Source organism: Streptomyces sp. NBC_01142, assembly GCF_026341125.1.
GTDB lineage: Bacteria > Actinomycetota > Actinomycetes > Streptomycetales > Streptomycetaceae > Streptomyces.
Genome location: NZ_JAPEOR010000001.1, coordinates 1,860,355 through 1,883,779, shown reverse-complemented (window position 1 = coordinate 1,883,779; position 23,425 = coordinate 1,860,355). Strand labels below are relative to the sequence as shown.

Here is a 23,425-nt window from a genome sequence, read left to right as displayed (position 1 = left end):
CGACGGCTCGCGTCACGGCGGCGCAGTGCGCCCGTACGGCCGCACTGCACTTGCCGGGCCCCCGCACCCCACCCAGCATCGGAGCATGTTCAGTGGTGCGCATGTGATCCTCTACACACAGGACGCGGACGCCGACCGGGCCTTCGTCAAGGACATTCTCGGCTTCCCTCATGTCGACGCCGGGCACGGCTGGCTGATTTTCGCGCTGCCCCCGGCGGAGATCGCCGTCCATCCGACGCGCCCCGCGCCGAAGGCCGCGTCCCAGCTGAAGTCCGAGTTCTACCTGATGTGCGACGACCTCGATCAGACCCTCGCCCGGCTCACGGAACGCGGCGTCGAGATCGCGCAGCCGCCGAGCGACCAGGGGTGGGGAGTGCTGGCATCGGTACGCATGCCCAGCGGAGCCGAACTCCCGCTGTACGAACCGCGACATCCAGTGGCCCATCGGCTGACACCCTGACGGAAGACGGTGTGACGCGATCCTCTCCGGACGGCCGCGGCGCCGCTGTTACGGTGATCATCATCGACAGGGGGAACATGTCCGAGAGGACGCCGGACCACGTTTTCACGGGGCACGTCCATGAATGGCACAGCGAGGAAGGGTGGGGCGTTCTCGCGTCCCCCGCGCTCCCCGAGATGACGTGGGCCCATTTCTCGAGCATCGAAATCATCGGGGGCATAGGAAGCACCGAGTCCGAGGGCTTTCGCGAGCTGACGGCCGGTCAGTCCGTGACGTTCTCGGCGGAGGAGGCCGAGCAGGACGGATTCCGCTGGCGGGCTCTGCGCGTCTGGCCCGGGGCTGTGACGCAGCGGCCGCACAGCCTGGGCGAGCGAACCGAACGACGTCACTCCAACGGACCCCCCGGAACGAGGGGATCTCATATCTGAGATAGCCTGCGGGCCATGGCAGACGACTACCTCGTACGCATCGGCAAGCTCATCCGTGACGCCCGGCAGCACCGGGGCTGGACACAGACGCAGCTTGCCGAGGCTCTCGGCACCAGCCAGAGCGCCGTGAACCGCATCGAGCGCGGCAACCAGAACATCAGCCTTGAGATGATCGCACGCATCGGTGAGGCGCTCGACAGCGAGATCGTTTCTCTCGGCTACGCCGGTCCCATGCATCTTCGGGTGGTCGGCCGGCGCCGCCTCTCCGGCACCATCGACGTCAAGACGAGCAAGAACGCCTGCGTCGCGCTGCTCTGCGGTTCACTGCTCAACAAGGGCCGTACGGTGCTGAGGCGAGTGGCCCGTATCGAGGAAGTCTTCCGCCTGCTCGAGGTGCTCAACTCCATCGGGGTCCGCACCCGCTGGATCAACGAGGGCGTGGACCTGGAGATCGTGCCGCCCGCGCAGCTCGACCTGGACGCCATGGACGCGGACGCCGCGCGGCGGACTCGCTCGATCATCATGTTCCTCGGCCCGCTGCTGCACCGGACGGACTCGTTCAGGCTGCCGTACGCGGGCGGTTGCGACCTCGGCACGCGGACCATCGAGCCGCACATGATCGCGCTGCGCCGCTTCGGACTGGACATCACCGCGACCGAGGGGATCTACCACGCCCGGGTGGACCGCTCGACCTCGCCGGACCGGCCGATCGTGCTGACCGAGCGCGGCGACACGGTGACCGAGAACGCGCTGCTGGCCGCCGCCCGCCACGACGGTGTGACCGTCATCCGCAACGCCTCGTCCAACTACATGGTCCAGGATCTGTGCTTCTTCCTGGAGGCGTTGGGCGTCACGGTCGAGGGCATCGGCACGACCACGCTGACCGTGCACGGCATCCCGACCATCGACGTGGACGTCGACTACTCCCCTTCCGAGGACCCGGTCGAGGCGATGAGCCTGCTCGCCGCCGCGGTCGTCACCGAGTCGGAGCTGACCATCCGACGCGTGCCGATCGAGTTCCTGGAGATCGAGCTCGCGGTACTCGAGGAGATGGGCCTCGACCACGACCGCACCAGCGAGTACACCGCGGACAACGGGCGCACGCGGTTGGTGGACCTGACCGTACGGCCCTCCAAACTGGAGGCGCCGATCGACAAGATCCACCCGATGCCGTTCCCCGGGCTGAACATCGACAACGTGCCGTTCTTCGCGGCCATCGCGGCGGTCGCCCAGGGCAAGACTCTGATCCACGACTGGGTCTACGACAACCGCGCGATCTACCTGACCGACCTCAACCGCCTGGGCGGCCGCCTCCAACTGCTCGACCCGCACCGGGTTCTGGTCGAGGGCCCGACCCGGTGGCGTGCGGCGGAGATGATGTGCCCGCCCGCGCTGCGGCCGGCCGTGGTCGTACTGCTGGCGATGATGGCGGCGGAGGGTACGTCCGTACTGCGCAATGTGTATGTCATCAACCGGGGTTACGAGGATCTGGCGGAGCGCCTGAACTCGGTGGGCGCGCAGATCGAGATCTTCCGCGACATTTAACCAAGCCGCAGGTCAGGACGCTTTCCGCCATCCTGGGCCGTCTGTGGGCCGTCGTCGGTGTCTCCGCCCCCGCGGAAGACGCTGTCGACGGCCTTCCGCGCTCGCGCCTGGCTGTTGGGCATGAGGTGCGTGTAGGTCCGCAAGGTGAATCCGGGGTCGCCGTGACCGAGGTACTCCGACAGGGCCTTGACGTTCTCCCCCGCGTCCAACAGAACGGACGCGTAGAAGTGCCGCAGGGCGCGCATCCCGTGCTCGCGCGACTCGGCGAACCGCTCCCGCGAGTAGAAGAGCAGCGACGCCGTGACCGGCGGCCCGTCCGGTGCCTTCCATGGCAACGTCACGGTAAGCGGCGGGCTCAAACCGATTCCGGACCCCGACGCGGCCCAGCCCCGAGGAGGGGCCGAGCCACGTGCTGTGCGGGTACTGGTACGTGGGGCAAACGCGGGGAGGGGATCAGCCCTCCGCGAGGACCTTCCGTGCCGCCGCCACCTTCTTGGCGTGCAGATCGCGCAGCTTCTCCAGCGCCTCGGAGTGCTCGGCGATCATCGTCTTCTGGACTGCCGACTCCGCCGTGAACCACACCTCCAGGAGACCAGTGCTCCGCTTGCAGGCGACGTCGGCTTGTGCTGTTTCTTTTTCCTGCGCCGTCACGGGACCTACGCGGAATTTCTCCGCGGAAAACGGGTCGCTGGGCAAGCTGTAGGTGTATCCACTTTTCTTCATGCAAGCCGACCACTGCTTGAAGACGGCCTGCACTTCCGGCAGAAGCATGGAGTCCCGATAGCTTTGCGACGATATCCGGCTGGCCTTCCCGGCGCCTTCCGGATATGCGTATGCCTTGCCGAACTCATCCTTGGCCTGCCCGAGGCATCCGTGGTCCGGAACCTTTTTCCCGCGATACTCGAGCGGTTTGGAGTTTCCGGCGCCCTCTCGATTTCCGTACAGCACGGTGCGTTCATGCTTGCCGAGCTTCATGGGCTGGGGTGCCGCTCGATAGGAAGAATCCGGACGATAGCCGAAAAGGGTGGCGCTTCTCTCCTCGGACAAGCCGTACCTACGATCGGCGCCCGGCGTCGCGGGGGTCGGCTTCGGCGGCTGATAGGTCAGCGAATAGCGTGCCATGCATTTGCCTGCCAGCACATTCTCGGCCGCGTCGATGGACGCGTACTCGGCGTCGGTGTAGCTGTAGGCAGCGATGGGCAGCCGGTAGGTGTAGTTCCCCCCGGCGGCGTCGGACTCGTTGGCGCCGCTCGCCTCGGGCCGTGCCCCGGTATTTCCCTGTGATCCCTGAGCCGTGCATCCGACCAGGGCAAACAGGGCGAACATGGCTGTCGTCAAACGTCTCATGAGGATGCTTCCCCTGCGGAGCCCCGCGTGGGCTGTGGCCTTCACGCGGGGCTGACGTGCAAAGAAGGAACGGCTGCCCGTCAGTTGAACTTGTAGCAGTGCGAGCCGGACGTGCCGAACATGAACGAGGCATTCTCGTTGTACGTGTTCACCAGGCGCTTGGCGTTGGTGTAGGGCGCGACAGTGTCGCACGGGCCGTTGGAGTAGCTATTGAAGAAGATCGTGGTGGGGGTGGGGCTGCCGTTGTAGAAGGAGGCGGCGCCGTTCTTGACCGGAGTGCCCTGACCGGCTCCCGAGTCCAGGAACTTGTAACCAGCAAGGTCGTTGATGCTGCCGTTGATCCCGCCACTTCCGGTGAAGGTGGTGCGCGAGCCGGTGAGGCCGGAGTTGTAGTAGAAGGTTCCGCAGTTGGCCTCCCCGGTGCAGTAAATGCCGGTTCCGGCCTGAGCCGGGGTCATGCTGAAGGCCAGGGCGGCAGCAGCAGGAAGTGCAATAGCCATAGCACGCCGAATATTTGTCACGAGTTCCTCCTGGAACCTTGATCGCCACAGTGGCGGACGGAGTGTAGGCGGATGACCAGCCATTAAGTCAAGATCACAAGAAGTGGAACCTTAAATTCCAAAGGGAGAGTAGAATTCCGGATAGGCATCCCGGTCTTCGCGTACGGTCGGCGGCATGGCCATCAGGCGGCCCTGTGGGACATCGACCCGGCGGTGACTCTTCCCCACGCCTGCCCCGGCCCACGCCCCTCGGCAGGTGTGGATGCGACCGAGCCCACACCGCGTTCGAGAGATCACACCTCCCCACACCGCCGGAACGACATGAATGCGGTCCAGTCACACGACTCGTGGGCAGGCTCTGACTGAGCTGCTTCCGCTCCCTGGCCACCCGAGCACAGCATCGATGGCCGCCTGCGGCTGCGGGCATGCACCAACGCGGCGGCCGGGTCACCGGACCGGGATTCGAGGTACTCGGAAAGGTACGGCGAGGCGGCGAAGACCCCGCCCTGCCCCGGCCGCTCGCTGCGGCCGGCCTACATGGAGCCCCGTATCCCTGATGGCCGGGCAGTGGCCCGTGCAGGGTAGTCGTAGGAGTGACCTCGGGGCCCGGTTCACGGCGATAGGCTGGCGACCAGGACGGCCCGGGTCGCCGAGCGGCCCCGCCGAGGGTTCCACGAGGGGGGCATCGTGCGCGACAGCAGGCAGGAGATCGCGGACGCGCTGGCGGACTCCGGGCGCACCGACCGGGAGACGGCCCTCCATGTGCTGGGACGCGCCGTCCGGTGGGCCGCCGACACCATCGGCCGGCCGGACCGTGCATCCGACGGCGGCACGCCGGACGATGCCGACGGGGCCGGCGCCCTGACCGCCCTGTACGCGCTGGACGACGCGCTGGCGGACGCCCGTGACCTGGCCGAGGCGCTGCCCGGGCTGCTGGAGGCCGCCCGGCCGGGGGAGAGGGTGGGGCGGGGCACCCGGGACCTGATGGACGAACTCACCGCGGCGGCCGAGCAGGTGGCGTCCGAACGCGCGGCTCTGGAAAAACTCGCGGAGAGGGAGAAGGAGCTGCGCCACCGCCTGGCGGAACACGAGAACCTGCGGCGGGAGGTGGACGAGCTGCGGCGGCTGGAACGGCTGGTGGAAGAGCTGGACGAGCTGCAGGCGCAGCAGGAGGTCATCGACACACGGCTGCGGGAGCTGCGCGGCCGGGACCTCGGGGCGGCCGACCGGGAGCTGCGCACCGGGGCCGACGCCCTGCTGCGGCTCACCGAGCAGCAGCTCGCCGTGCTGACGCCGCGTACCCGGCAGACCCTGGAGCTGGCCGCAGCGGCGCAGGAAGCGCTGGCGGCCGCGGAGCGCGAACTGAGTGAGGGCTCCCGCGAACTCGCCGCCTGCCAGGACCGGCTGGAGCGCATCCGGGCGGAACGGGGCACGGTGTTCACGTCCCTGACCCGCCATGCCCGGGCCGACCGGGAGCTGGCGCAGGCCCTGCGCGAGGCCGCCGGCGCGGACACCGGCGGCCTCGCGCAGGAGCCGGGCCTTGCCCTCGATGAGGTGGAGGCCCTCACCCGGACCGTCGAGCAGCGGCTGGCCGACGCGGACCGGACCCTGGGCCGCGTCCTGACAGAGCGTCAGGAGCAGGAGCAGGACGGCAGGACAAGAATCACCCGCGCCGAGCCCTGATGGGCGGCGGATCCGGCACGTCCTCGGGCAGATACTCCGACCCCTTGACGCCCTGATCCCACCGCGCCGCCTTGCGGCCCTCCATCTGCTCCAGCAGTCTGCGCACCTCCCGGGCATTGCCGAACGAGGCCGGACGGTCCTGCCGGGTCGCCACGAGCCACAACCCGGCGCGTTCTGCGGTCCCGGTGCCGAGGGTGTAGCCGCCCTCAGCAGCCATCCGACGGAGGATCTCCACCAGGTCGTCCAGGGAGTACTCGGGGAAGGGCACCTCGGTGGTGAACCGTGACCGCAGTCCCGGGTTGAAGTCGAGAAGCCGCTCCATGTCCTGCGGGTATCCGGCCGCGATCACGACCAGTCGGCCGCGCCGGTGCTCCATTTCACGGAGCAGGGTGTCCACCGCCTCCGCGCCGAAACCGCCGTGTCCCCCTGTGTCCCGGACCAGGCTGTAGGCCTCGTCGATGAACAGCACGCCGTCCAGCGCCCGCTCGACCGCGTCGCGGACCCTGCCCGCGGTCTGCCCCACGTACCCGGCTACCAGATCGGTGCGGGTCACCTCCACGACATGCCCCCGGCGCAGCAGCCCCAGTCCGCGGAACAGATCGCCGACGAGCCGGGCCACCGTGGTCTTGCCGGTGCCCGGAGGGCCGGTGAACAGGAGGTGGGGCGGGGCGAATGCCTCCGTGCCACGCTCCTGACGCATCCTCAGCCGGTTCGCGAGTCCTTCCAGCTCCCCGCGGACCACCGCGAGGCCCACATACCGGTCGAGTCCGGCCAGCAGTTCGCCGGGCTCGGGCGCCGGGCGCGGCAGGTGGTCCCGGTACTGCTCCGGGATGTCGTCGACGATGACGGGCTGTTCCACGTCCCGTCCCACGCGGACGGCCCATCGGGGGCGGACCGCGTCGGCGAGGGTGCGCATCTCCCGGGCGTTGCCGAAGCCCTCGTCCCGGGAGCCGTGCATGCCCTCCACGATCTGCCGCAGCGCCTGTGCGGCCTCCGCTGCGGGACACAGGCCGTTCTCATCCAGGCGGCGCAGCAGGATCGTGTGCAGGATGCCGGGTTCGTAGTCGGGGAACTCGACGAGATTCGGGAGCCGGCTCTTGAGGCCGACGTTGGCCTCGAGGAACTCCTTCATCTTCTCCGGGTAGCCGGCCACGATGACCACCAGGCGGCCACGGTCGTCCTCCATGCGCTTGAGCAGCGTCGTGACGGCCTCGTCGCCGAAGCCGTCGCTCTGGTCACTGAGCCCGTACGCCTCGTCGATGAACAACACACCGTCCAGAGCCCGGTCCACCAGCGCGTCGGTCCGTGCAGCGGTCTGCCCGACGTAACCGGCAACCAGGTCACCGGCCTTCGCCTCCACACAGTGGCCACGGCTCAGCACACCCAGGTCCCGGTACATTTCGCCGACGAGCCGGGCCACGGTCGTCTTCCCTGTCCCGGGGTTGCCGGTGAACACCAGGTGCCGGGCGGGCGGTTCACCGACGGAGGCCAGCCCGCGAGCACGCAGTTCCTCGGCTGCCGCCATCTCGGCCCGCATGTCCTCGAAGCGCCGTACCAATGCCTCCATGCCGGGCATCGCGGCAAGTCGCTCCCAGGGGGTCCGATCGTCGGACAGGGCGCCGGCCACCCACCGACGCACCGAGCGGCGGCTCAACGACGCCTCTTCCGCCGGCAGCTGTTCAAGGCGCTCGCGCCAGATGCGGGCTGTCTCGGGCTGACCGGCCATCGACCGGACCACCCGGTCCAGGTCCTGCCACTCGAGCCGCAGTCCCTTCCGCAGCCGCACCGAGTGCACCAGCCGCTCCAGTTCCGCTGCCTGAGGAAGTCCGACCCGGAAGGTGCCACCGCGGATGGGCTCGTCCCGCCGTTCGTTCACGAAGGTCTCCAGCTGCGGATAGCGTCCGAGCCCCTCCAGGAATGCGGCCACTCTGTTCAAGGAGGGCCTGCGGAACACGAGGATCCACTGGTTTCCTTCGACGGTGTCGGCCGCCCATTCGGCCATGGCTCCGGCCAGTTGCCGCGGGGCCTGGTTGAGGAGCAGGAACTCGTCCGCGTGCGGGAAGACCACGGCCGTACGGTGTTCCGGGCTGCGGAGATGAGCGGTGAAGGTCATCACCCCGAACGGATCGGAGATCCCGGACGCGAGTGCCGCACGGCCTCTTCGGCCTGGGTCCGGGGCAGGTTCCGCCGCGGACCGGGGTGCGGCACCCAGCAGCTGCGTCCCGCCGAGGGGCCCCTGCAGGCGTGCGTGCCGCATGGTGCGCGGCCCGCGGCGGTCGGCCGTCTCCTCAGTGCGGCCGGCCGGCCGGCGGGACAGATCCCACGACGCTCTGTCCCGGAAATAGACCGGGTTGTGCAGGGTGCTGAAGACGATCCGCTCGAACCCGGCGGAACGCAGCATGCGCCAGAGTGCCTGCTCCATGGAGCACACCTGGGCGGCGCTGTCGACGAAGACGTCGCCCACACCGGGCCCGTGAAGGATGGTGAAGGGTTCGCCGGTACGGACGGCCGCAGGGTCCAGCCGCTCCGTCCCCGGCGGACGGGGAGGACGGGGAGGACGGGGAGGACGGCTTCCCTTCATCCAGGTCCTGTTCATGTTCACGCGCCGGGGTCCTCCCGGCCTGCCCGGCGCTGCGGCTGCTCCCCGGGACGGGCAGCCGACGGGCCCGAAGAGCCGGGCTCCGCCTGTGGTGCAGACGTGTTCAGACCGACTGGCACGCCCTGCTCCCGCAGCGCCTGGTACACCGCGTCGGCCCGGTCCCGGAGCTCGGCCTCGGCAGTGGTGTCGTGGTCGTGAGACACCACGCGGATCACGCACTGGTCCGAGTCCTTGTCGGCCTGCTCGATCTCGACCGTGATCTCGTTGCCGCCGGCCTCGTTGCGGAACCGGGCCCGGAACGCTCCCCGCGGATCACCGTTGTCGTACCCGGTCTCCTCCTCCACGAGGTCGTAGAAGGCGAGCTCGGCGAGTGTGTCGGCCACGACGTCGGCCAGGTTCACCCGCATCTGCGAGGTGAGCTGGCGCATCCCGGCCCTCTCGACGGCCTCGCCCAGGCTCCGCTCGAGCAGGGGCGCCTCCTCGTCGCGCAAGACGCGCAGGTCCTCCAAGCCGGTCCGCGGGTCACGGGCCCGGGTGAGCGCCCGGGCGGTGTCCTGCCGCACCCCGTCGTACTCGCCCTCGGACCAGTGCGCGACATCAAGCATGTACCCGGCGACAGACTCGGCATCTTGACCCGCTCCGCGGCGTCCGCCGCCCATGCGCGCAGCACCTGTACGCCGCCGCTCTCTTCGTCGCTCACCGGCACCCTGCCTCTCCGGGACCTCGACAGCCCTTGCAATCAACGCCACTATGCCGATCCGCAGGACGCATGGCGACAAGATCCCGCGCTTCTCGTGCTCAACGCCCGGAATCCGCCCGGGACGCGCCCAGATCGGCCCGCATCTCGCGCCGTATCTCCCGCAGTCGGCCCCACAGTGCGGCTCTCCTGCACGGCGGCCGGCGAGTCCCCCGCTCGCGGCACGTCGTCGTCCAGGCGCCGGACCGTGCCGTACACCGTCCCCACGTCATGGCTGACGTCGCCCGCAAGAGGGCCGCTGCTTCGCTGTCGCTGTGACGGAACAGGGATGGAGGCTGCGTGGACGTCAGGAGCGCGACCGCCCCTGGTCGCGGTTACAGGGGGCCGGCCGGTCTCTCCCGCGACATCTGAGGTATCCGCAGGTCAGGAGGTTTTCTCCGCCCTGGGCCGTCTGGGGGCCGTCGTCGGTGTCTCCGCCCCCGCGGAAGACACTGTCGACGGCCTTCCGCGCTCGCGCCTGACTGTTGGGCATGAGGTGCGTGCAGGTCCGCAGGGTGAAGCCGGGATCGCCGTGGCCGAGGTACTCCGCCAGAGCCTTGATGTTCTCCCCGGCGTCCAGGAGGACAGAGGCGTAGAAGTGCCGAAGCGCGTGCATGCCGTGCTCGCGGGACGACACGAAGCGCTTCTCCCTCACCTCCCGCTCGGGGATCACGCCGGCCCGGGCGAGGGCCGGCTTCCACACGCGCATGTTGAAGTAGTTCCGGTTCACCGGCTTGCGCTCCCGTGAGTAGAAGAGCAGCGATGCGGTGACCGGCGGCCCGTCCGGGGTCTTCCAAGGAAGGGTGACTGCGAGGGGCGGGCGGTCACTGATGTGCTCAGCAAGGGCGAAGGCCACGGCATCGGGCAGCGGCACGTTCCCGCAACTTCCGCCCTTGGGCGGAGCGAACACCAACTCCGCTTTGACCATCTTCACCTGGCGGACGACGTGGACAACTCCGTTCAGGAAGTCGACCTCATCGACGGCCAGGCCGAAGATCTCTCCCTGTCGCAGTCCGCATCCAGCACCCAGGTCAACCACCTTGCGGTAGGCCCCTGGCAGGGCCTCGCGTACAGCTAAGACTCCTCGGGCCACGGCTTGAGCTTGCGGGTGTCGGCCCGCGGCAGTCGCACAGAACTCGCCCGGCAGGGATTCCTGACGATGATGCCGTCATCGACTGTCGCACCAAACACCGAAGAGACATTGGCGAAGATCACGCGCTGATACGACGGCGAGAGACCTGCATCTTGCAGAGCCCTCCCCCACTCCCGGATATGGGCGGGGAGGAACGCACCTAAGGAACGGGACCCGATGTCCGGAAGGATGTGCAGCCGAAACCGCTGGTCAACGGCGTGGATGGTGGACACGTTCGTCGTCTGCGACCGCAGCCACGCGGTAGCGTAAGCCTGAAACGTCACCTTGCCGGCTGTCGGGTCGGCGTACTGGCCGCGGGTCATGTCTGCAGCAACTTGGGCCAGCCATGATTCCGCGAGCCGCTTTTGCTTGTCGGGGAAAGCGCGGCTCTTCTCGCTGCCGTCAGGGCCGACGTAACGTGCGCGGTAGCGCATGCCGATACCGTGGCGGTCGCTCCTCTGCCGACGCGGTTTGCCGTCGGGGCCCAGCTCAGTCTTGAACCACCAGTCTTGGATGTGGCCTGCCACGCTAATCACGCTCCCTTTCGGTGAGGGACTTGATCCAGCGGTGAAGTGCGTCCGGGTCGTAGCGGAGGTGCTTGCCGACACGGAACCCAGGCGGTCCCGTGCGCTTACGGCGCCACTGGTAGACGGTCTCGAGGGGCACTCCGAGCAGCGCGGCGACGTCGTGCGGAGTGAAGTAGCGCTCTGGCAGTGCGCTCATGCCAGTCCTCCGTCAGCGCCGGCCGACTGGGGTCGCAACACGGGTGCGCTGTTGCACCCTGCGTGACGAGGAACGGGTCGAGCGGGGTACGGCAGCCATCGCAGAGAACGGGCGGAACGGAGATGACCTGCAACGCAGCACCCGGAGCGCCCGCAGCACCCGGGGGCGGGTGTTCGGCGTGGTCAAAGAGGGTGTGGTGTCCGGGTGCTGGCGCTGCCGCAGCACCCGGGATCGGGCGCTCGCGGGTGCCGGCGGGTGCCATGCGGGTGCTGACGTCGTGCGCAGCGCCCGGGCGTTCGTGCTGGTGAGAAGGACCTTCGGGCGCTGTGGGGGCTCCGGGCGCTGGAATGCAGCTTCTCTCCACTGATGCGAGCCGGTAGAGGCGCGAGCGGTTCCCGTCGGGTTCACGCTGCGTGTCGTCGATGCCGATCGCCCGTAGGGCGGGGGCGAGGCGCTTGAGCTGTCCCCCGGCGCGGGTCGGATCCTTGGGCCACTTGCGAGGCAGCTTCTCCGGGGTCGCGACTTTGCCGAGGATGTCGGCCGCGGTCATGCAGATCCCAGCGGGGCCAGCTGCCCGTACGAGATCGACGACGGCGCGGGCGAACGGCTCGCCTTCGAGGACATCGGCAACGGCATCGGCGGCAGTCGCACGGTAGCTGCCCTGCGTGTCCCAGCCGGTGACGTGGTCCACGGCTGCCAACATCCGCGCGAAGTCCGCCATGCGCGGCCGGGCGGTGAGCTGGACGCTCGGCAGAGCTCCCAGTACCTGGGTCAGGAGATCGAAGAGCGAGGCGAGGATGGCGGGATGCGCGTCGCGATACGCGCGGTCCAACTCGGCTTCCTCGCGCCGGTTGCGGTCGGGGATGGTGTGCAGCTCGATGGTGAGCAGCCGTTCGGCGAGATCGCCCGCGAGCGCGCCAGCGTCAATGGTCGTCATGGCCAGTACCCGCCTGAACTCCAGCACGACCACGTCATCGTCGGTGTACAGCGCGCGGTCGACGATTCCGTCTCCGGTCACTGCACGGCACAGCGCGTCGGAGAACCAGTCGGGGATGCACGACACGTTGTCGATGCACAGCGCCCAGCGATCATCTTCGCTTTGTATCCGGCGTCCACCCAGGCTTTCGTCACGCTGGGCAACTTCGCGGCGAGTTCATCGGCGACGAGTCTGCCGCCGTTGGTGTCCTGCACGCCGGCGGCCGTGATGATCAGGACCAGCAGGAGCCCGAGGGCGTCGGTGGCGATGTGCCGCTTGCGGCCCTTGACCTTCTTGCCACCGTCCCAGCCCTGCGTGGCGTCCGGCGCATTCGGTGAGGCCTTGACGCTCTGCGCGTCGATCACCGCGGCCGTGGGGAGGATCCGGCGGCCCTTCTTCTTCCGTAACTGCACACGGAGCGTGTCGTGAATCTCCTCGGCGGTCCCGTCCGTCTCCCATGCCTGGAAGTATCCGTAGACCGTCGTGTGAGGGGGCAGATCATGCGGCAGATACCGCCAGGCGATGCCGGTTCGGGCCACGTAGAGGATCGCGTTGACGACCTCGCGCAGGTCGGTGGTGGGCTCCCCGCCCTCGGCCTGGGCCGCCCGCCATTCCAGCAGCAACGGCTCGATCAGCTCCCACTGGTCGTCCTTCAAGTCCGAGGGATACACGCGTCGTTCAGTCACCACATAGTCAATACAGCCCTACAGCGACACCCGCTACGAGATCATGGAACCCACGTCCATTCCGCCACCGCGCGTACCGGACAGTTAGAGGGAATCCTCTACCGAACCCCCTCTCACGTCCTTGGCTTCTCTGAGCACACTGGCTGGAGGGGCTCCGTGGTGGGTCGCAGCGGCCTTGATGGTGCTGGTGATAGCTGCCGGTGTAGGCAGCGCGGAGGCACGGGCTTGGCGTCGAGCGAGGAGCCGCGCACAGTTGGAGCATGCTGCGACGCGGAACCCTGACCTTCTCGCGGACCCGTCGGTTCGCTTCCGCGGCTATGTCGAACTCATCGAGAAGTCTCGCGATGCACCCGACCCGACAGCCCTTCGCAGGCGGCGGAGGGGTAAGCCAAGGAGTCGCTGAGGTCTGACAACAACAGCCGACATCAACAGCGGCGAACCAATGCGGATGGCGTTGGACCATAGCAGCGGGTCACATGTCGTGAGCGAGGGAGCACGCAGCTGCGGCTCATCCAGGGGCCGACCTGATCAAGGATGAGGCCGGAGGACAAAACCTGTGTCCGGCCAATGGCGTGATCTTCGACCGATCAAGTCCCCTGGCTTGGCTCAGCCATTGAGGCTCCCCCGACCTGCTCCGGTCGCTACGGTTCACGGGAGGTCTGCATAAGGGAACGGTGGAGAGCATGCATCAAGGTAAGACCACATTCGTGGTCAAACTGGCGGATCAGCCCGCTTCAGAACCTGACGAAGTCTGGATCCTGACTCTTGACGAGTTCCAGATGCCTGCTGAAGAAGTGATCAAGGAACTGCAGTCCCTGACGTGGCTTCCTGGAGCGGAGTACCCGCTCATGAGCAACATCAGCACGCGTCAGGGCATCACTAACTGGGGTGCTTCCTCATCGTTCTCCGAGTTCATCTTGCAGATGGGTGCTGGTGGACTGGGTGGGGTGCAGGCCGCCGCCGTGACAACCGGAGTCAGTGCCCTGTACGGAAAGTTCCGCGACCGTTCGCGGGGCGACCACTGGGGTGATGTGATCTCGGAGGAGACGGCCCTAGCGGTGGCCAAGACGCACATCGCCTCTCAGTACGGTGTAGCTGCCAACAGCCTCACCCTCCTGCGGTCGGAAACGGATGCTGCAAACAAGAGCTTTGAGTTTGCGTTCAATCACCCCGACGGTAGGTCGTTCGGCGCCGAGGTAGGGGTCATCAAGGACTCACCCACCTGCATGCGTATTTGGCGGCAGGCGGCCAGCGAATGATCGGGCCATGCCGCTAGGTGTCCGGCTCAACTCGCTCGTTCGTGGCCTCGCTGTGGGGCCGTCTCTGGGCCGTCCGAGGTCGCTCGGCGGTGGCCAAGGATGACCAATGACGACCAGCCAGAAGCCGACAACCCACCGCATGACCAGCGAAAAGCCAGGTCGCCAAGTTCGCCCGCAAGAACCAGGCAAGAAGACACGTCGTGACTCGCCCACTGAGACTCCACCGACGTACCTCGTGTAGTTGAAATCGTTTCCACACCCATGGGCACAGAGCATGATGAGAAACCCGGCGGGATCACAGCTGAGAGGGGGAACTGTGTATCTCTGTCCGCACTGTGCTCAGCCCGTCGAACGAACCGAGCAGGGACAAGTGGCCCCTCACCTCCTGACTGAATACAGCGAGCTTCGCTGCAAAGGAGAAGGCAAGCAACCTGTACGGGACACGGAAGGGGCGAGGCGTGACGCTAAGCCCGCAAAGCAACCAGCCAAGCACCTTGCGGCGCCCGGGTGGCTGCCGCCGTGGCAGCAGCGACACGTGACTAAGGGCTGTCCCGTAACCGCTGGTCAGGGGTGAGATGATCTTGGTGTGGCTGGTGTGATCACGGCGTCGGAGCCGTCTTGGATAGGTCCCTTCACCGGGCTGAGCCCGCGCTGCTTTGGCAAGTTGGTGACCGCGGTGCGCCGCGAGACCGCTGCTGAGCTCCAGCGCGGGCGGCCCTGGGGGCTCCCGCTGGAAGACCGAGTCCTGTTGATCGCGGCGTACTGGCGCACGAACTTGACGATGCGCCAGCTGGCCCCGCTGTTCGGGATCTCGAAGTCGGCGGCGGACCGGATCATCGACCACCTCGGACCGGTGCTCGCGTTGCAGCCGAGGAAGCGGTTCCGTAAGGACACCGTCTTGATCGTGGATGGCACCCTGGTGCCCACCCGCGACCACCAGGTCGCAGAGCAGTCGAAGAACTACCGGTATTCCACGGCCCATCAGGTCGTCATCGACGCCGACACTCGCCTGGTCGTCGTGGTCGGCCGGCCCTTGCCGGGCAACCGGCACGACTCCCGCGGCTGGGAAGAATCCGGCGCCAAGGCCGCCGTCGGCAACACCATGACCATCGCGGACGGTGGCTACCAGGGGACCGGACTGGTCATCCCGCACCGCCGCCGCAAGGGCGAGGAACTCCCGGACTGGAAGGAGGAACACAACCGGTCGCACAAGCAGGTGAGGGCCCGCGTTGAGCACACCTTCGCCCGTATGAAGGGCTGGAAGATCCTGCGCGACTGCCGACTCAAAGGCGACGGCGTCCATCACGCCATGCTCGGCATCGCCCGCCTGCACAACCTCACCCTCGCCGGATAGGCGAATGGGCAGGACAGCGACCTGCCGCGTCTCCATCGACTCCAAGATCATTACGGGACAACCCTTACTCTCGCTCTCCCGGCCTCCGGCGCGCTCCGCATCTGGTTGCCCCACACCACCTCGTTGGGACACATCGCTTCGATCGACGACATGATGAGCACCAAGACGCGGCCGGAGTGGGACCCGCAGCGCGAGTGCTGGACGGTCCCGAAGAACCACTTCCTGGTGATGGCTGGCAGGCTCCTCGGCCGTCATACGCACCTGATGCTTGGCCGCGAGTACAACCCGCACGAGAAATGCACTGCGAGCTGCAATACGGCCCATGGGCCGTATTGCCACTGTTCGTGCTTAGCGAAGTACCACGGGGCGCTGGATGAAGGGCTTCACCTCAGTTGACGAGTTCGGCACCCATTACCGCGGCGAGTCCTGGCACTGGCTGGTTGTCACGCACGCTGACAGCCGCTTGCGACATTGACAGTAGCCCGCCAATAGGCACGAGGGTTGTCCACTGCGCGTAGGCCCTCGGGCTGACGTCACCACCTGACATCAACGGCTGCAAACGATGACGCACTGAAGCGGCCACAACCGGATCAACGAGCGACCACCAACCCCCGTTTCAGCACGCCGCCCTGGAGGGCGATCGAACTTGTAAGGCAGTGGTCACCGCCGTGCCCGATCCGTGCCCGACAGGTCGGTAAGCCACGGTCGCTCGCGGGTACCAGGATGAGTCCGAGGCGCCTCCTCAACGGCTGTTGCCGCTGGTCAGGCCCAACACTGAGTCGAGAGAGCCAGTGATTCCCAAGCTCGGGTTCTAGGACCGTCATCCCGGACCGGCCGTCGCAGAGTGCTCTAGAACTCGGCGTCCCAACGCGCTCGCAGTGACGCGCCGCCAGCAAGACTCTCGTCAAGGAACCCAGAAAGCTCTTGGAGGGCATCCAAGGCACGCTGGAGGCTGGGGCGACGCTCGCCGTTGGCGATGGCGAGGTGGAACCAGATGAGGGGATCGGCCCACACCCTCCGATCCGGTTGCAAAAGGAGGTCACAAAATTCTCTGTAGCTTCTCAGTCGTCCTTCGGGTTCGAGGATGACGTCGGTGCCGATGCTGGACTGTGTCGCGTAGTAGACGTCACAGGCGGCAAAAGCTACATGGACCCGCAGTATCAGTGCGGCTAATCGTGTGTCGTCCTTCCCCGGCAAGTGCAGGAACGGTATGTCGTGACGGGTGCGAGTCATCTGAGCGAATAGACAGGCAGTCATCCAGACGCTGGAAACCAGCGCGACGCCTGTTCCGGCGAACCAAGCTGAGCTTTGCTCATCGATCTCTCGTGGTTCGTTGAGGACTTGAGCAGGTCGATAGAAGCCATGCCGGTCGATAGAGGTGGCGTAGAGGGAGAGGCGATGGTGTGCCTCAGCGGTGTGCCACCTGAGAGGGTTGAGGTACGACATGTTGTGGGTCTCGCGTTGAGTTCGATTGCTATCTCGCCGTTGCTGCCGGCTGGTAAGCCACACGAGACCCACTGAGATGACGCCTGAGGTAAACGCCGAAACCAGCGTTACCGAGAGGGTGTCCACGCAACCGTCTCCTTCGCACGTGGCCATACAGCGGCCGGACCACGCTTGACTCGAGAGCATCCGCTGGGACGGGCCACCCTCTCAGAATGCGGCTCAATTCCGTGGCCTGGTAACTGAAGTCAGTGAACCTAAGGCTTGTCCCGTAAATGATCTTGGGTGGGTGCGGGCGTGGCTGGTGGCCGGTCCGGCCGCCCGCCTATCCGGCGAGGTTGAGGTTGTGGAGGCGGGCGATTCCGAGCATGGCGTGGTGGACGCCATCGCCCTTGAGGCGGCAGTCGCGGAGGATCTTCCAGGTCTTCATGCGGGCAAAAACGTGCTCCACGCGGGCGCGAACCTGTTTGTGGGACTTGTTGTGGGCCTGCTTCCAGTCAGGCAGTTCTTCACCTTTGCGCCGACGGTGTGGCATGACGAGTCCGGTGCCCGGATAGCCGCCGTCGGCGATCGTCATGGCCTTGCCGACGGCGGCCTTCGCGCCGGACTCCTCCCACGCCCTGCAGTCGTTGCGGTTGCCGGGCAAGGGCCGGCCGACCACGACGACCAGGCGGGTATCGGCGTCGATGACGACCTGGTGGTTCGTGGAGTACCGGTAGTTCTTGGACTGCTCGGCGATGCTGTGGTCGCGGGTGGGCACCAGGGTGCCGTCCACGATGAGCACGGTGTCCTTGCGGAACCGTTTGCGGGGCTGGAGCGCCAGCGACGGGCCGAGGTGGTCGATGATGCGGTCCGCCGCGGACTTCGATACACCGAAGAGCGGAGCGAGTTGGCGCATTGTCAGGTTCGTGCGCCAGTAGGCCGCGACGAGCAGAACCCGGTCCTCCAGCGGAAGTCCCCACGGGCGGCCCTTACGGACCGGATCTGCACCTTCGCGGCGCAGTGCGGTCACCAACCTGCCGAAGGAACGCGGGCTCAGCCCGGTGAACGGGGCTATCCAGGACGGCTCCGACGCCGTGATCACACCAGACACCCGAAGATCATCTCACCCGTGACCAGCAGTTACGGGACAAGTCTTAGGTACAACGGGCTGGGTCTAGACCCGGACCACAAGCGCACCAGATCGAGCGGGGAACGGCGGGGGACCACGGTGAAAGCCACCGAGTGTGACGACACCGCCCCTCAGCTGTTCGCCCAGGTCCACGCCCAGACCGACTGTAGATGATCGCAGCTTCCCAAGCTGCGGGCCTTGAGAACGGGCAGCCGCTTCGAGTCGCGACCACGCGCCGGCCGTCGCGGCCTGCCTTGGTCGACGGCACCGATATCGTGGCTGAGGCCGGTGGGGGTACAGCGATGCTCACGCACGCTTGGCGATCTCGCGGCGCAGGTAGATCGTGAAGTAGCGCCACAGGTCGGAAGCGTAGTTATTCCACAGCACGGCGCCCGCGCAGTCATAGGGTCCGGGTCGAGCTTGGGTACCCAACCCGGGTGCGTCCACGGCGTAGCGGGTGCGACAACGGCAGGGCCGGTTGCCATGCCGGTTGTGGACCGGGCCGAACGAAGAGACGGTCAGGGTGGCGAAGACCCGGGGGGGGTGGTCCCGGATCGTGTGCGGAGTTCCCATGTCGGGATCGCCGACGAGGCCGGCGCGGATGAGGTGGTAGTGGGCATCCATCCCGTCCGCCATCGACCCAGGCAGAGCCGAGCAGACGTGGCCCGTGGCGTCCAGGTCGTCCGTACAGTGGCGCGGTCCACCTGGACGCCATGAACCACGCCCGCTCCACGGTGTGCAGGTCGACGGCGGACGGGATGAGAGCTGGGGTGGGTGGCGGACTGAGGTTAGCCGCAGAACTCCTTCAGTCGCCCCCACAGCCCAGCCGCGTCGTCGACGTCCTGCTCACCGGCGAGGAGGTACTTCCACGTGACCCCTTGGACCTGCGGGGAGGAGTTGGCAGTGTTCGCCCACTTCTTCGCTGCGCGCCGTTTGGCCTGGACCTCCGCAGTGGTCATGTCCTTGTCGCTCTTCGTCTCCACGAGCCAGGCGAAGCGGTTCCCGTCGATCTCCTCAATGACGACGAAGTCCGGGTTGTAGTTCCGGCCGTCCGTGGTCCACTGGATCGGCACGTCGTTGATGTGCAGGCGTGCCCAGACCACGACGGCGCTGCTGCTGTCGATCAGACTGGCCGCCTGGAACTCCGGAGAGCTGTCGAACCAGGCGTGGCTGTACAGGTTCTTCTGCCATCCGTTGAACGCCAGGGTCTTGTCGAACGTCCCGTCTGCGTGTCCGGCTTCCTGTTTCCGCTGCGCTTTACGGATCTTGTCGATCGCTAGCCATTCGACGTCGTCGGTGTACGTGATCTGGGTGGGGTTGAAGTCTCGGAGTGTCTTGCTGATCTGCCTAGCGAGTCGCTGGCCGCACACCTCGACGAAGGCCGACAGGCACTCCTGGGCCTCGTCGCCCATGGCCTTGATGACGCAGTCGACGATCCTCTCCGCTGCCCCGAGTTCGTTCTTGCGGTTCGGCACGTCCTTGGCCGACATGACGCGGCGGATGAGCGCCTTGCGGGTCTCCGGGAGCGGGATGTCCAGAGGCAGAGCGGCCCTTATCGAGTCTCGGGCAGTCTCCGCGCGGACCTGGGCCTTTTGCCAGTTGTGGCTCGCAGACAGCTTGGTGCGGCGCAGCTCCTCGGAGTGCTCGGTGGCCAGAGCCCGTCCGAGGCGCTGGAACGGCCCGTAGTCCTCCGGATCGATGTCGTTCAGGCTGACCGTTGTCGGCTGAGGTACGGACACGAGTCGCGGGATCACGATCGGCTCCCGGTCCGGCAACGGCGGATACTCGATGATCGTGCCGGACTGCGCGTCCTTCCTCGCCTGGCGTGTCCGGCTCTCCTGGTCCACGATCCCGACGATGGGAGCTGCGGCTGTCGATGCCGGGGCTGTCTTGAGATCGCCCGGCTCCGGCGCCAGCAAGAACTCTTCGCCTGTCGCAGGATCTCCGGTCTGGGCCGTTGCGGAAGGCCGTTTAGCCGGGATGACCGGGCCCGGCGCGGGGATGGCCGCCTGGCGGACCTCCAAGCTGCCGTCGGCCGCTCGCCGTAGGTGCGCGTAGGTGCCGTAGTCGATGAACGCCTCGTTGAGGACGCTGCGCTTCTTCAGCAGGTCGCCGTACTTCTCGTGGGCCAGGACCTCGAGGGTGTCGAGGAACTCCACCTGTGTATAGCGCCCGAACGGGAGCCGCATGCCGCGGCCAAGGGTCTGCTCGGTGAGCACTGTGGAGACGGAGGCGCGCATGGATGCGATGACGTAAACGTTCTTCACATCCCAGCCCTCCTTGAGCATCCCTATGCTGATGATGATCCGCACAGGCGAGTCGGGTTCCTCCACCGCCTGCAGGTCAGCGAGGGCTCTCTCCTTTTCGTCGCCTTTCAGCTTCGAGTGCACGAGCAAGGTCGTACCGACCCAGGCGCCGGCATCGAAGGAGCTGGAGTCAAGGACGTCCTGGTACTCGCTCGCTTCTTCGATAGACCCGGCGATGACCAGCATGACTGGGTTGACGCGCGGCAGTTCACGCTCGGTGCAGTACGCATCGGCTGCTGCGCCCTTGTACCGCAGAAGGTTGACGCCATCGAGGAGCTTGGTCTCCGTGTCGGTGCGGTCGTCACGGCGCGCGACCATCACCGGGGTCTTGACCAGTTCGTCCGCGATCGCTGCAGCGAGCGGATACCTGAATGCGACCAGGTCCTCGTCGGCCCTGACCGGTGTGGCGGTCAGGCCGACCACGAGTTCCGGCTTGAGGTCGGTGAGGGTCCGGGAGAACGCCGGCCCGCGGTAGCAGTGGTGCTCATCGGCAAGGATCACCAGGTCGTCGAGACGGGCGAGACGTTCGAAGAACGAGGCGCCTAGGTTCTCGGAGTGGACATGGGTGGCGCGGCCCTCGCCCGTGGACGTGGTCAGTGCCTGAACGGTGAAGATGTACAGCTTGGTGACACTCGCGTCGTCCATGGCGACCCTGGTGGCCGGCGCGTTGAAATTGTCGGCGGTGACGATGTACGGGTCCGAGCGCATCACGGGCCGCAGTGACTTGGGGTTGCCGGGCGTGAAGTTCTGGACCGACTTGTCGCGGATGGTGCGGCCGGGTGCCAGCAGCAGGAAGTTCCGTGCCGGACTCTCGGCGCCTGCCAGGTACTCCATGATCCCGGCCATCACATAGGTCTTCCCGACACCGGTCGCCGAGTCGACGATGCATTCGAAGGGGCCGGTGATCTCCTGGACGTCGTAGTGATCGGAGGCGCGGAGGACCACCGACTCGATGGCCTTGCGGTTGGGCTCACGCAGGTCAAGACGGTGCGCTACCTCGTCGAGGAGATCGGCCTGGAATCTCAGCTCCCCCATCAGGCACTCTCCCTCTCGACCCCTGCGGCGGCGGAGTCGCTCGTCTCCGTGGCGGTGCGGGGTGACGGTACGGTTCGGCCAGCCCCGAACGGAGCCTTCGAGGCGGACGTGCGGCGGTAGTTGTCCAGGACTTTGTCCGGGATCAGTTCGAGCTTGGAGCCGGGTCGGTCAACCCTCAGTGTCTCGGTTGCATCGCTGTCGATCTGGGTGGCCCAGATCTCGACGACCTCGCCCTCGGGCAGCCGGTCGAGGACGGACGCGATGGTCCCTTTCCCGACCATCCCGTCGATCACGAGATAGCGGGTGCGGCCCTGGCGACCGGCGAAGATGTCGTCGGGTTCGTAGGACACGGACAGTTGAGCGCACATCGCCTCGGCGAGCGCCCCCTGGGTTGCCCAGTCGGCGAGCACGACGATGCCGGCGACCTCCTCGAACATGGACTCCCCGACGCGCAGGTGCGTGAAGCCGCCACCCCCATGCCAGTTCAGGGTCGTGACGTTCTTGGTCTTGGTAGCGGCCTTCAATGCCTTGACAGTCTTCTCGTCGAGGTCGACCAGGCTTGCCTTGGTCACTTTGCTGAGCACCCGGTTGAACTCCTGCGCGTCCCCTGGAGAGACCCCCTCGGGTAGCTCCATGTCATCTTCGTCGTCACCGGCGACCGCGGCTATTCGCTCGGTGATGCTGGTGACGCCTCCGGGATCCTCTCCGTTGACTACCTTCGTCAGGCGAGGAAGCAGGAATCGGCTCACATTGGAGGAGAGCAGCTCGCAGGTCGCCCATCGGCGTCCCATCTTGTGGGCGACCGCCGCTGTCGTGCCGGATCCACCGAAGCAGTCCAGAACGATGTCGCCTGGGAGCGACCCGATATGAACAATGCGGGCAATCAGCTGCTCCGGCTTAGGGGTGGCGAACGGGTGCTCGTCCGGGAAGAGGTTCCTGATCTCGTTCTTCCCGCGCAGATTGCCGCCGACCTCGCTGCCAAGCCATAACGTTTCCGGTACCCGGCCGTTGTCCTCGAGGTGCTTCTTGCGCCGGAGCCGCTCCCGAAGGCCGAGCATGACGAGGTCCGGCCAGTGACCGGCGTCGAACCGCGCCCGGGCCTTCGCCGCGGCCTCGTCGAGCGGCACGGACAGCGCGATCGCGGGGACCCCGGGCTTCACCTTGTCCGGTGTGGTTCCGCATATCCGGGCCCGCTCCGCCTCGTCGCCGATGTCGCGAAGCTCATACGGAGCGTACGCGGACATTTGCTCGAACATCCATGACTGTGCCTTGCCCCAGCAGCGGCCCGGCGGCGGATACATCCGCTTCCCGGTGACCGGGTGCTCGATCGCGTAGACCATCGGCTGGTTCGTCGCGGCCTTGCCAGCCGTTGCGTCACCGTCGCTCCAAGGGATGGGGTCTCCGTCCCGGGACTTAAAGCGGGACGTGTTCGAGATGGCAAGCCTCGGCATGCGGTTCGGGATCCAGGACTCGCTCTTGCGGTACACGAGGATGGTGTCCTGCGACGTCGAGAGCCCCTTGGTATCGTTTCGGGGCGAGTCAGCCTTCTGCCAGGCGACTTCGGCGACGAAATTGTGCTCTCCCAGCTCCTCATCCAACACCACGCGGCACCGGTGGGACTCCGTATGGTCCAGGTGGACCCACACGGAGCCGTCCTCGGCCAGCAGCGGCCTGATCTGGCGGATGCGGTCTCTGAGAAGGGTGAGCCAGATCGAGTGCGCGATGCTGTCCTCGTACTGCGAGAACGCCTGACCGGTGTTGAACGGCGGATCGATGTAGACCAGCTTCACCTTGCCGAGATACCGGTTGGCGTAGGCCGGGATCTTCGCCAGGGCGTCGAGGACATGCATAGCGTCGCCGGTGACGAGGAGATTATCTTCGGTCGGCTCCGGCAACTCCGCCGGCCGCTCCTGGGGCGTGGCGGCCGCGAACCGACTGACCTCGTGGAGTAACCGGACCTCGGAGACGCGGTAGTCGGACGAGTCGACGAATGAGTAGTCATACCTGCCGTCGCCCGTGGACAGGAGAGTCTTGTCCTTGTCGGTCCAGGTCAGTTCAAGTCGCCCTTGATGACGGGGCGTCAATTTTGTTGCCATGCAGCG

17 protein-coding genes and 3 pseudogenes are annotated in these 23,425 nt (G+C 66.8%); 6 read left to right on the top strand and 14 right to left on the bottom strand.

The features are described 5' to 3' along the window. Nucleotides 1-85 precede the first annotated feature (85 nt). From OG883_RS08670 to OG883_RS08660, 3 genes are all read left to right on the top strand, one after another. A complete protein-coding gene (locus OG883_RS08670; RefSeq protein WP_266537227.1) occupies nt 86-460 on the top strand; it encodes a VOC family protein in 375 nt (124 codons plus the stop codon). Between the two features lie 77 nt (nt 461-537). After that, on the top strand, nt 538-888 hold the full coding sequence (locus OG883_RS08665) for a cold-shock protein (RefSeq protein ID WP_266537224.1): 351 nt from the start codon (nt 538-540) through the stop codon (nt 886-888). Nucleotides 889-903: 15 nt separating this feature from the next. Further along, nucleotides 904-2,433, top strand: coding sequence for a UDP-N-acetylglucosamine 1-carboxyvinyltransferase (locus OG883_RS08660; protein ID WP_266537221.1), 1,530 nt, complete (start codon nt 904-906; stop codon nt 2,431-2,433). On the opposite strand, the pseudogene OG883_RS08655 reads toward OG883_RS08660, so the two are convergent. The 3 genes and pseudogenes from OG883_RS08655 to OG883_RS08645 all read right to left on the bottom strand — a co-directional run. Next, nucleotides 2,430-2,783: pseudogene (locus OG883_RS08655) on the bottom strand (site-specific integrase); the annotation flags it as partial. The gene OG883_RS08660 and the pseudogene OG883_RS08655 overlap by 4 nt on opposite strands. 103 nt (nt 2,784-2,886) lie before the next feature. Next, nucleotides 2,887-3,780, bottom strand: coding sequence for a hypothetical protein (locus OG883_RS08650; protein WP_266537218.1), 894 nt, complete (start codon nt 3,778-3,780; stop codon nt 2,887-2,889). 80 nt (nt 3,781-3,860) lie between these two features. Beyond that, nucleotides 3,861-4,280, bottom strand: coding sequence for a hypothetical protein (locus OG883_RS08645; protein WP_266537216.1), 420 nt, complete (start codon nt 4,278-4,280; stop codon nt 3,861-3,863). 687 nt (nt 4,281-4,967) lie between these two features. On the opposite strand from OG883_RS08645, the gene OG883_RS08640 reads away from it, so the two are divergent. Beyond that, the gene (locus tag OG883_RS08640; RefSeq protein WP_266537214.1) at nt 4,968-5,963 is read left to right on the top strand and encodes a hypothetical protein; all 996 of its coding nucleotides are present in this window, start codon (nt 4,968-4,970) and stop codon (nt 5,961-5,963) included. On the opposite strand, the gene OG883_RS08635 is transcribed toward OG883_RS08640, so the two are convergent. The 6 genes and pseudogenes from OG883_RS08635 to OG883_RS08610 all read right to left on the bottom strand — a co-directional run bounded on the left by OG883_RS08635 (nt 5,944) and on the right by OG883_RS08610 (nt 12,815). Next, the gene (locus OG883_RS08635) at nt 5,944-8,427 is read right to left on the bottom strand and encodes an AAA family ATPase (protein ID WP_266537212.1); all 2,484 of its coding nucleotides are present in this window, start codon (nt 8,425-8,427) and stop codon (nt 5,944-5,946) included. The two genes, OG883_RS08640 and OG883_RS08635, sit on opposite strands and share 20 nt — an antisense overlap. A gap of 134 nt (nt 8,428-8,561) precedes the next feature. Continuing rightward, nucleotides 8,562-9,167: a hypothetical protein gene (locus tag OG883_RS08630; protein ID WP_266537210.1), complete on the bottom strand. Its 606-nt coding sequence runs from the start codon at nt 9,165-9,167 to the stop codon at nt 8,562-8,564. A gap of 573 nt (nt 9,168-9,740) precedes the next feature. Beyond that, a pseudogene (locus OG883_RS08625) lies at nt 9,741-10,957 on the bottom strand (tyrosine-type recombinase/integrase); the annotation flags it as partial. A 1-nt stretch (nt 10,958) separates the two neighbouring features. Then, complete coding sequence (locus OG883_RS08620; protein ID WP_266537207.1) at nt 10,959-11,153, bottom strand: AlpA family transcriptional regulator; 195 nt, start codon at nt 11,151-11,153, stop codon at nt 10,959-10,961. Next, nucleotides 11,062-12,216: a hypothetical protein gene (locus OG883_RS08615; protein WP_266537204.1), complete on the bottom strand. Its 1,155-nt coding sequence runs from the start codon at nt 12,214-12,216 to the stop codon at nt 11,062-11,064. Before OG883_RS08615 ends, OG883_RS08620 begins: the two co-directional genes overlap by 92 nt. Continuing rightward, on the bottom strand, nt 12,168-12,815 hold the full coding sequence (locus tag OG883_RS08610) for an IS5 family transposase (protein ID WP_266537201.1): 648 nt from the start codon (nt 12,813-12,815) through the stop codon (nt 12,168-12,170). The genes OG883_RS08615 and OG883_RS08610 overlap by 49 nt, the downstream gene beginning before the upstream one ends. 683 nt (nt 12,816-13,498) lie before the next feature. Here OG883_RS08610 and OG883_RS08605 point away from each other — a divergent pair. Together OG883_RS08605 and OG883_RS08600 are read left to right on the top strand one after the other, a co-directional pair. Then, nucleotides 13,499-14,074 (top strand): hypothetical protein, encoded by a 576-nt coding sequence (locus OG883_RS08605; RefSeq protein ID WP_266537199.1) that lies wholly within the window; start codon nt 13,499-13,501, stop codon nt 14,072-14,074. Between the two features lie 586 nt (nt 14,075-14,660). Next, nucleotides 14,661-15,428 carry a transposase gene (locus OG883_RS08600; protein ID WP_266537196.1) on the top strand — a complete coding sequence of 256 codons (768 nt, stop codon included), beginning with the start codon at nt 14,661-14,663 and terminating at the stop codon, nt 15,426-15,428. A gap of 849 nt (nt 15,429-16,277) precedes the next feature. On the opposite strand, the gene OG883_RS08595 is transcribed toward OG883_RS08600, so the two are convergent. The 5 genes and pseudogenes from OG883_RS08595 to OG883_RS08575 all read right to left on the bottom strand — a co-directional run bounded on the left by OG883_RS08595 (nt 16,278) and on the right by OG883_RS08575 (nt 23,419). After that, nucleotides 16,278-17,000 (bottom strand): hypothetical protein, encoded by a 723-nt coding sequence (locus tag OG883_RS08595; protein WP_266537194.1) that lies wholly within the window; start codon nt 16,998-17,000, stop codon nt 16,278-16,280. 196 nt (nt 17,001-17,196) lie between these two features. Continuing rightward, entirely contained in the window at nt 17,197-17,964 is a 768-nt protein-coding gene (locus OG883_RS08590) for a transposase (RefSeq protein ID WP_266534967.1), read from the bottom strand. Between the two features lie 327 nt (nt 17,965-18,291). Beyond that, nucleotides 18,292-18,594: pseudogene (locus tag OG883_RS08585) on the bottom strand (replication initiator); the annotation flags it as partial. A gap of 176 nt (nt 18,595-18,770) precedes the next feature. Then, a complete protein-coding gene (locus tag OG883_RS08580; protein WP_266537191.1) occupies nt 18,771-21,323 on the bottom strand; it encodes a DEAD/DEAH box helicase family protein in 2,553 nt (850 codons plus the stop codon). Next, nucleotides 21,323-23,419, bottom strand: coding sequence for a site-specific DNA-methyltransferase (locus OG883_RS08575; RefSeq protein ID WP_266537188.1), 2,097 nt, complete (start codon nt 23,417-23,419; stop codon nt 21,323-21,325). The genes OG883_RS08580 and OG883_RS08575 overlap by 1 nt, the downstream gene beginning before the upstream one ends. Nucleotides 23,420-23,425 lie beyond the last annotated feature (6 nt).

Coding starts and splice junctions, on each gene's coding strand:
- OG883_RS08670 (WP_266537227.1), top strand. CDS start 86: ATGTTCAGTGGTGCGCATGTGATCCTCTACACACAGGACGCGGACGCC.
- OG883_RS08665 (WP_266537224.1), top strand. CDS start 538: ATGTCCGAGAGGACGCCGGACCACGTTTTCACGGGGCACGTCCATGAA.
- OG883_RS08660 (WP_266537221.1), top strand. CDS start 904: ATGGCAGACGACTACCTCGTACGCATCGGCAAGCTCATCCGTGACGCC.
- OG883_RS08650 (WP_266537218.1), bottom strand. CDS start 3,780: ATGAGACGTTTGACGACAGCCATGTTCGCCCTGTTTGCCCTGGTCGGA.
- OG883_RS08645 (WP_266537216.1), bottom strand. CDS start 4,280: ATGGCTATTGCACTTCCTGCTGCTGCCGCCCTGGCCTTCAGCATGACC.
- OG883_RS08630 (WP_266537210.1), bottom strand. CDS start 9,167: ATGCTTGATGTCGCGCACTGGTCCGAGGGCGAGTACGACGGGGTGCGG.
- OG883_RS08620 (WP_266537207.1), bottom strand. CDS start 11,153: ATGAGCGCACTGCCAGAGCGCTACTTCACTCCGCACGACGTCGCCGCG.
- OG883_RS08605 (WP_266537199.1), top strand. CDS start 13,499: ATGCATCAAGGTAAGACCACATTCGTGGTCAAACTGGCGGATCAGCCC.
- OG883_RS08580 (WP_266537191.1), bottom strand. CDS start 21,323: ATGGGGGAGCTGAGATTCCAGGCCGATCTCCTCGACGAGGTAGCGCAC.
- OG883_RS08575 (WP_266537188.1), bottom strand. CDS start 23,419: ATGGCAACAAAATTGACGCCCCGTCATCAAGGGCGACTTGAACTGACC.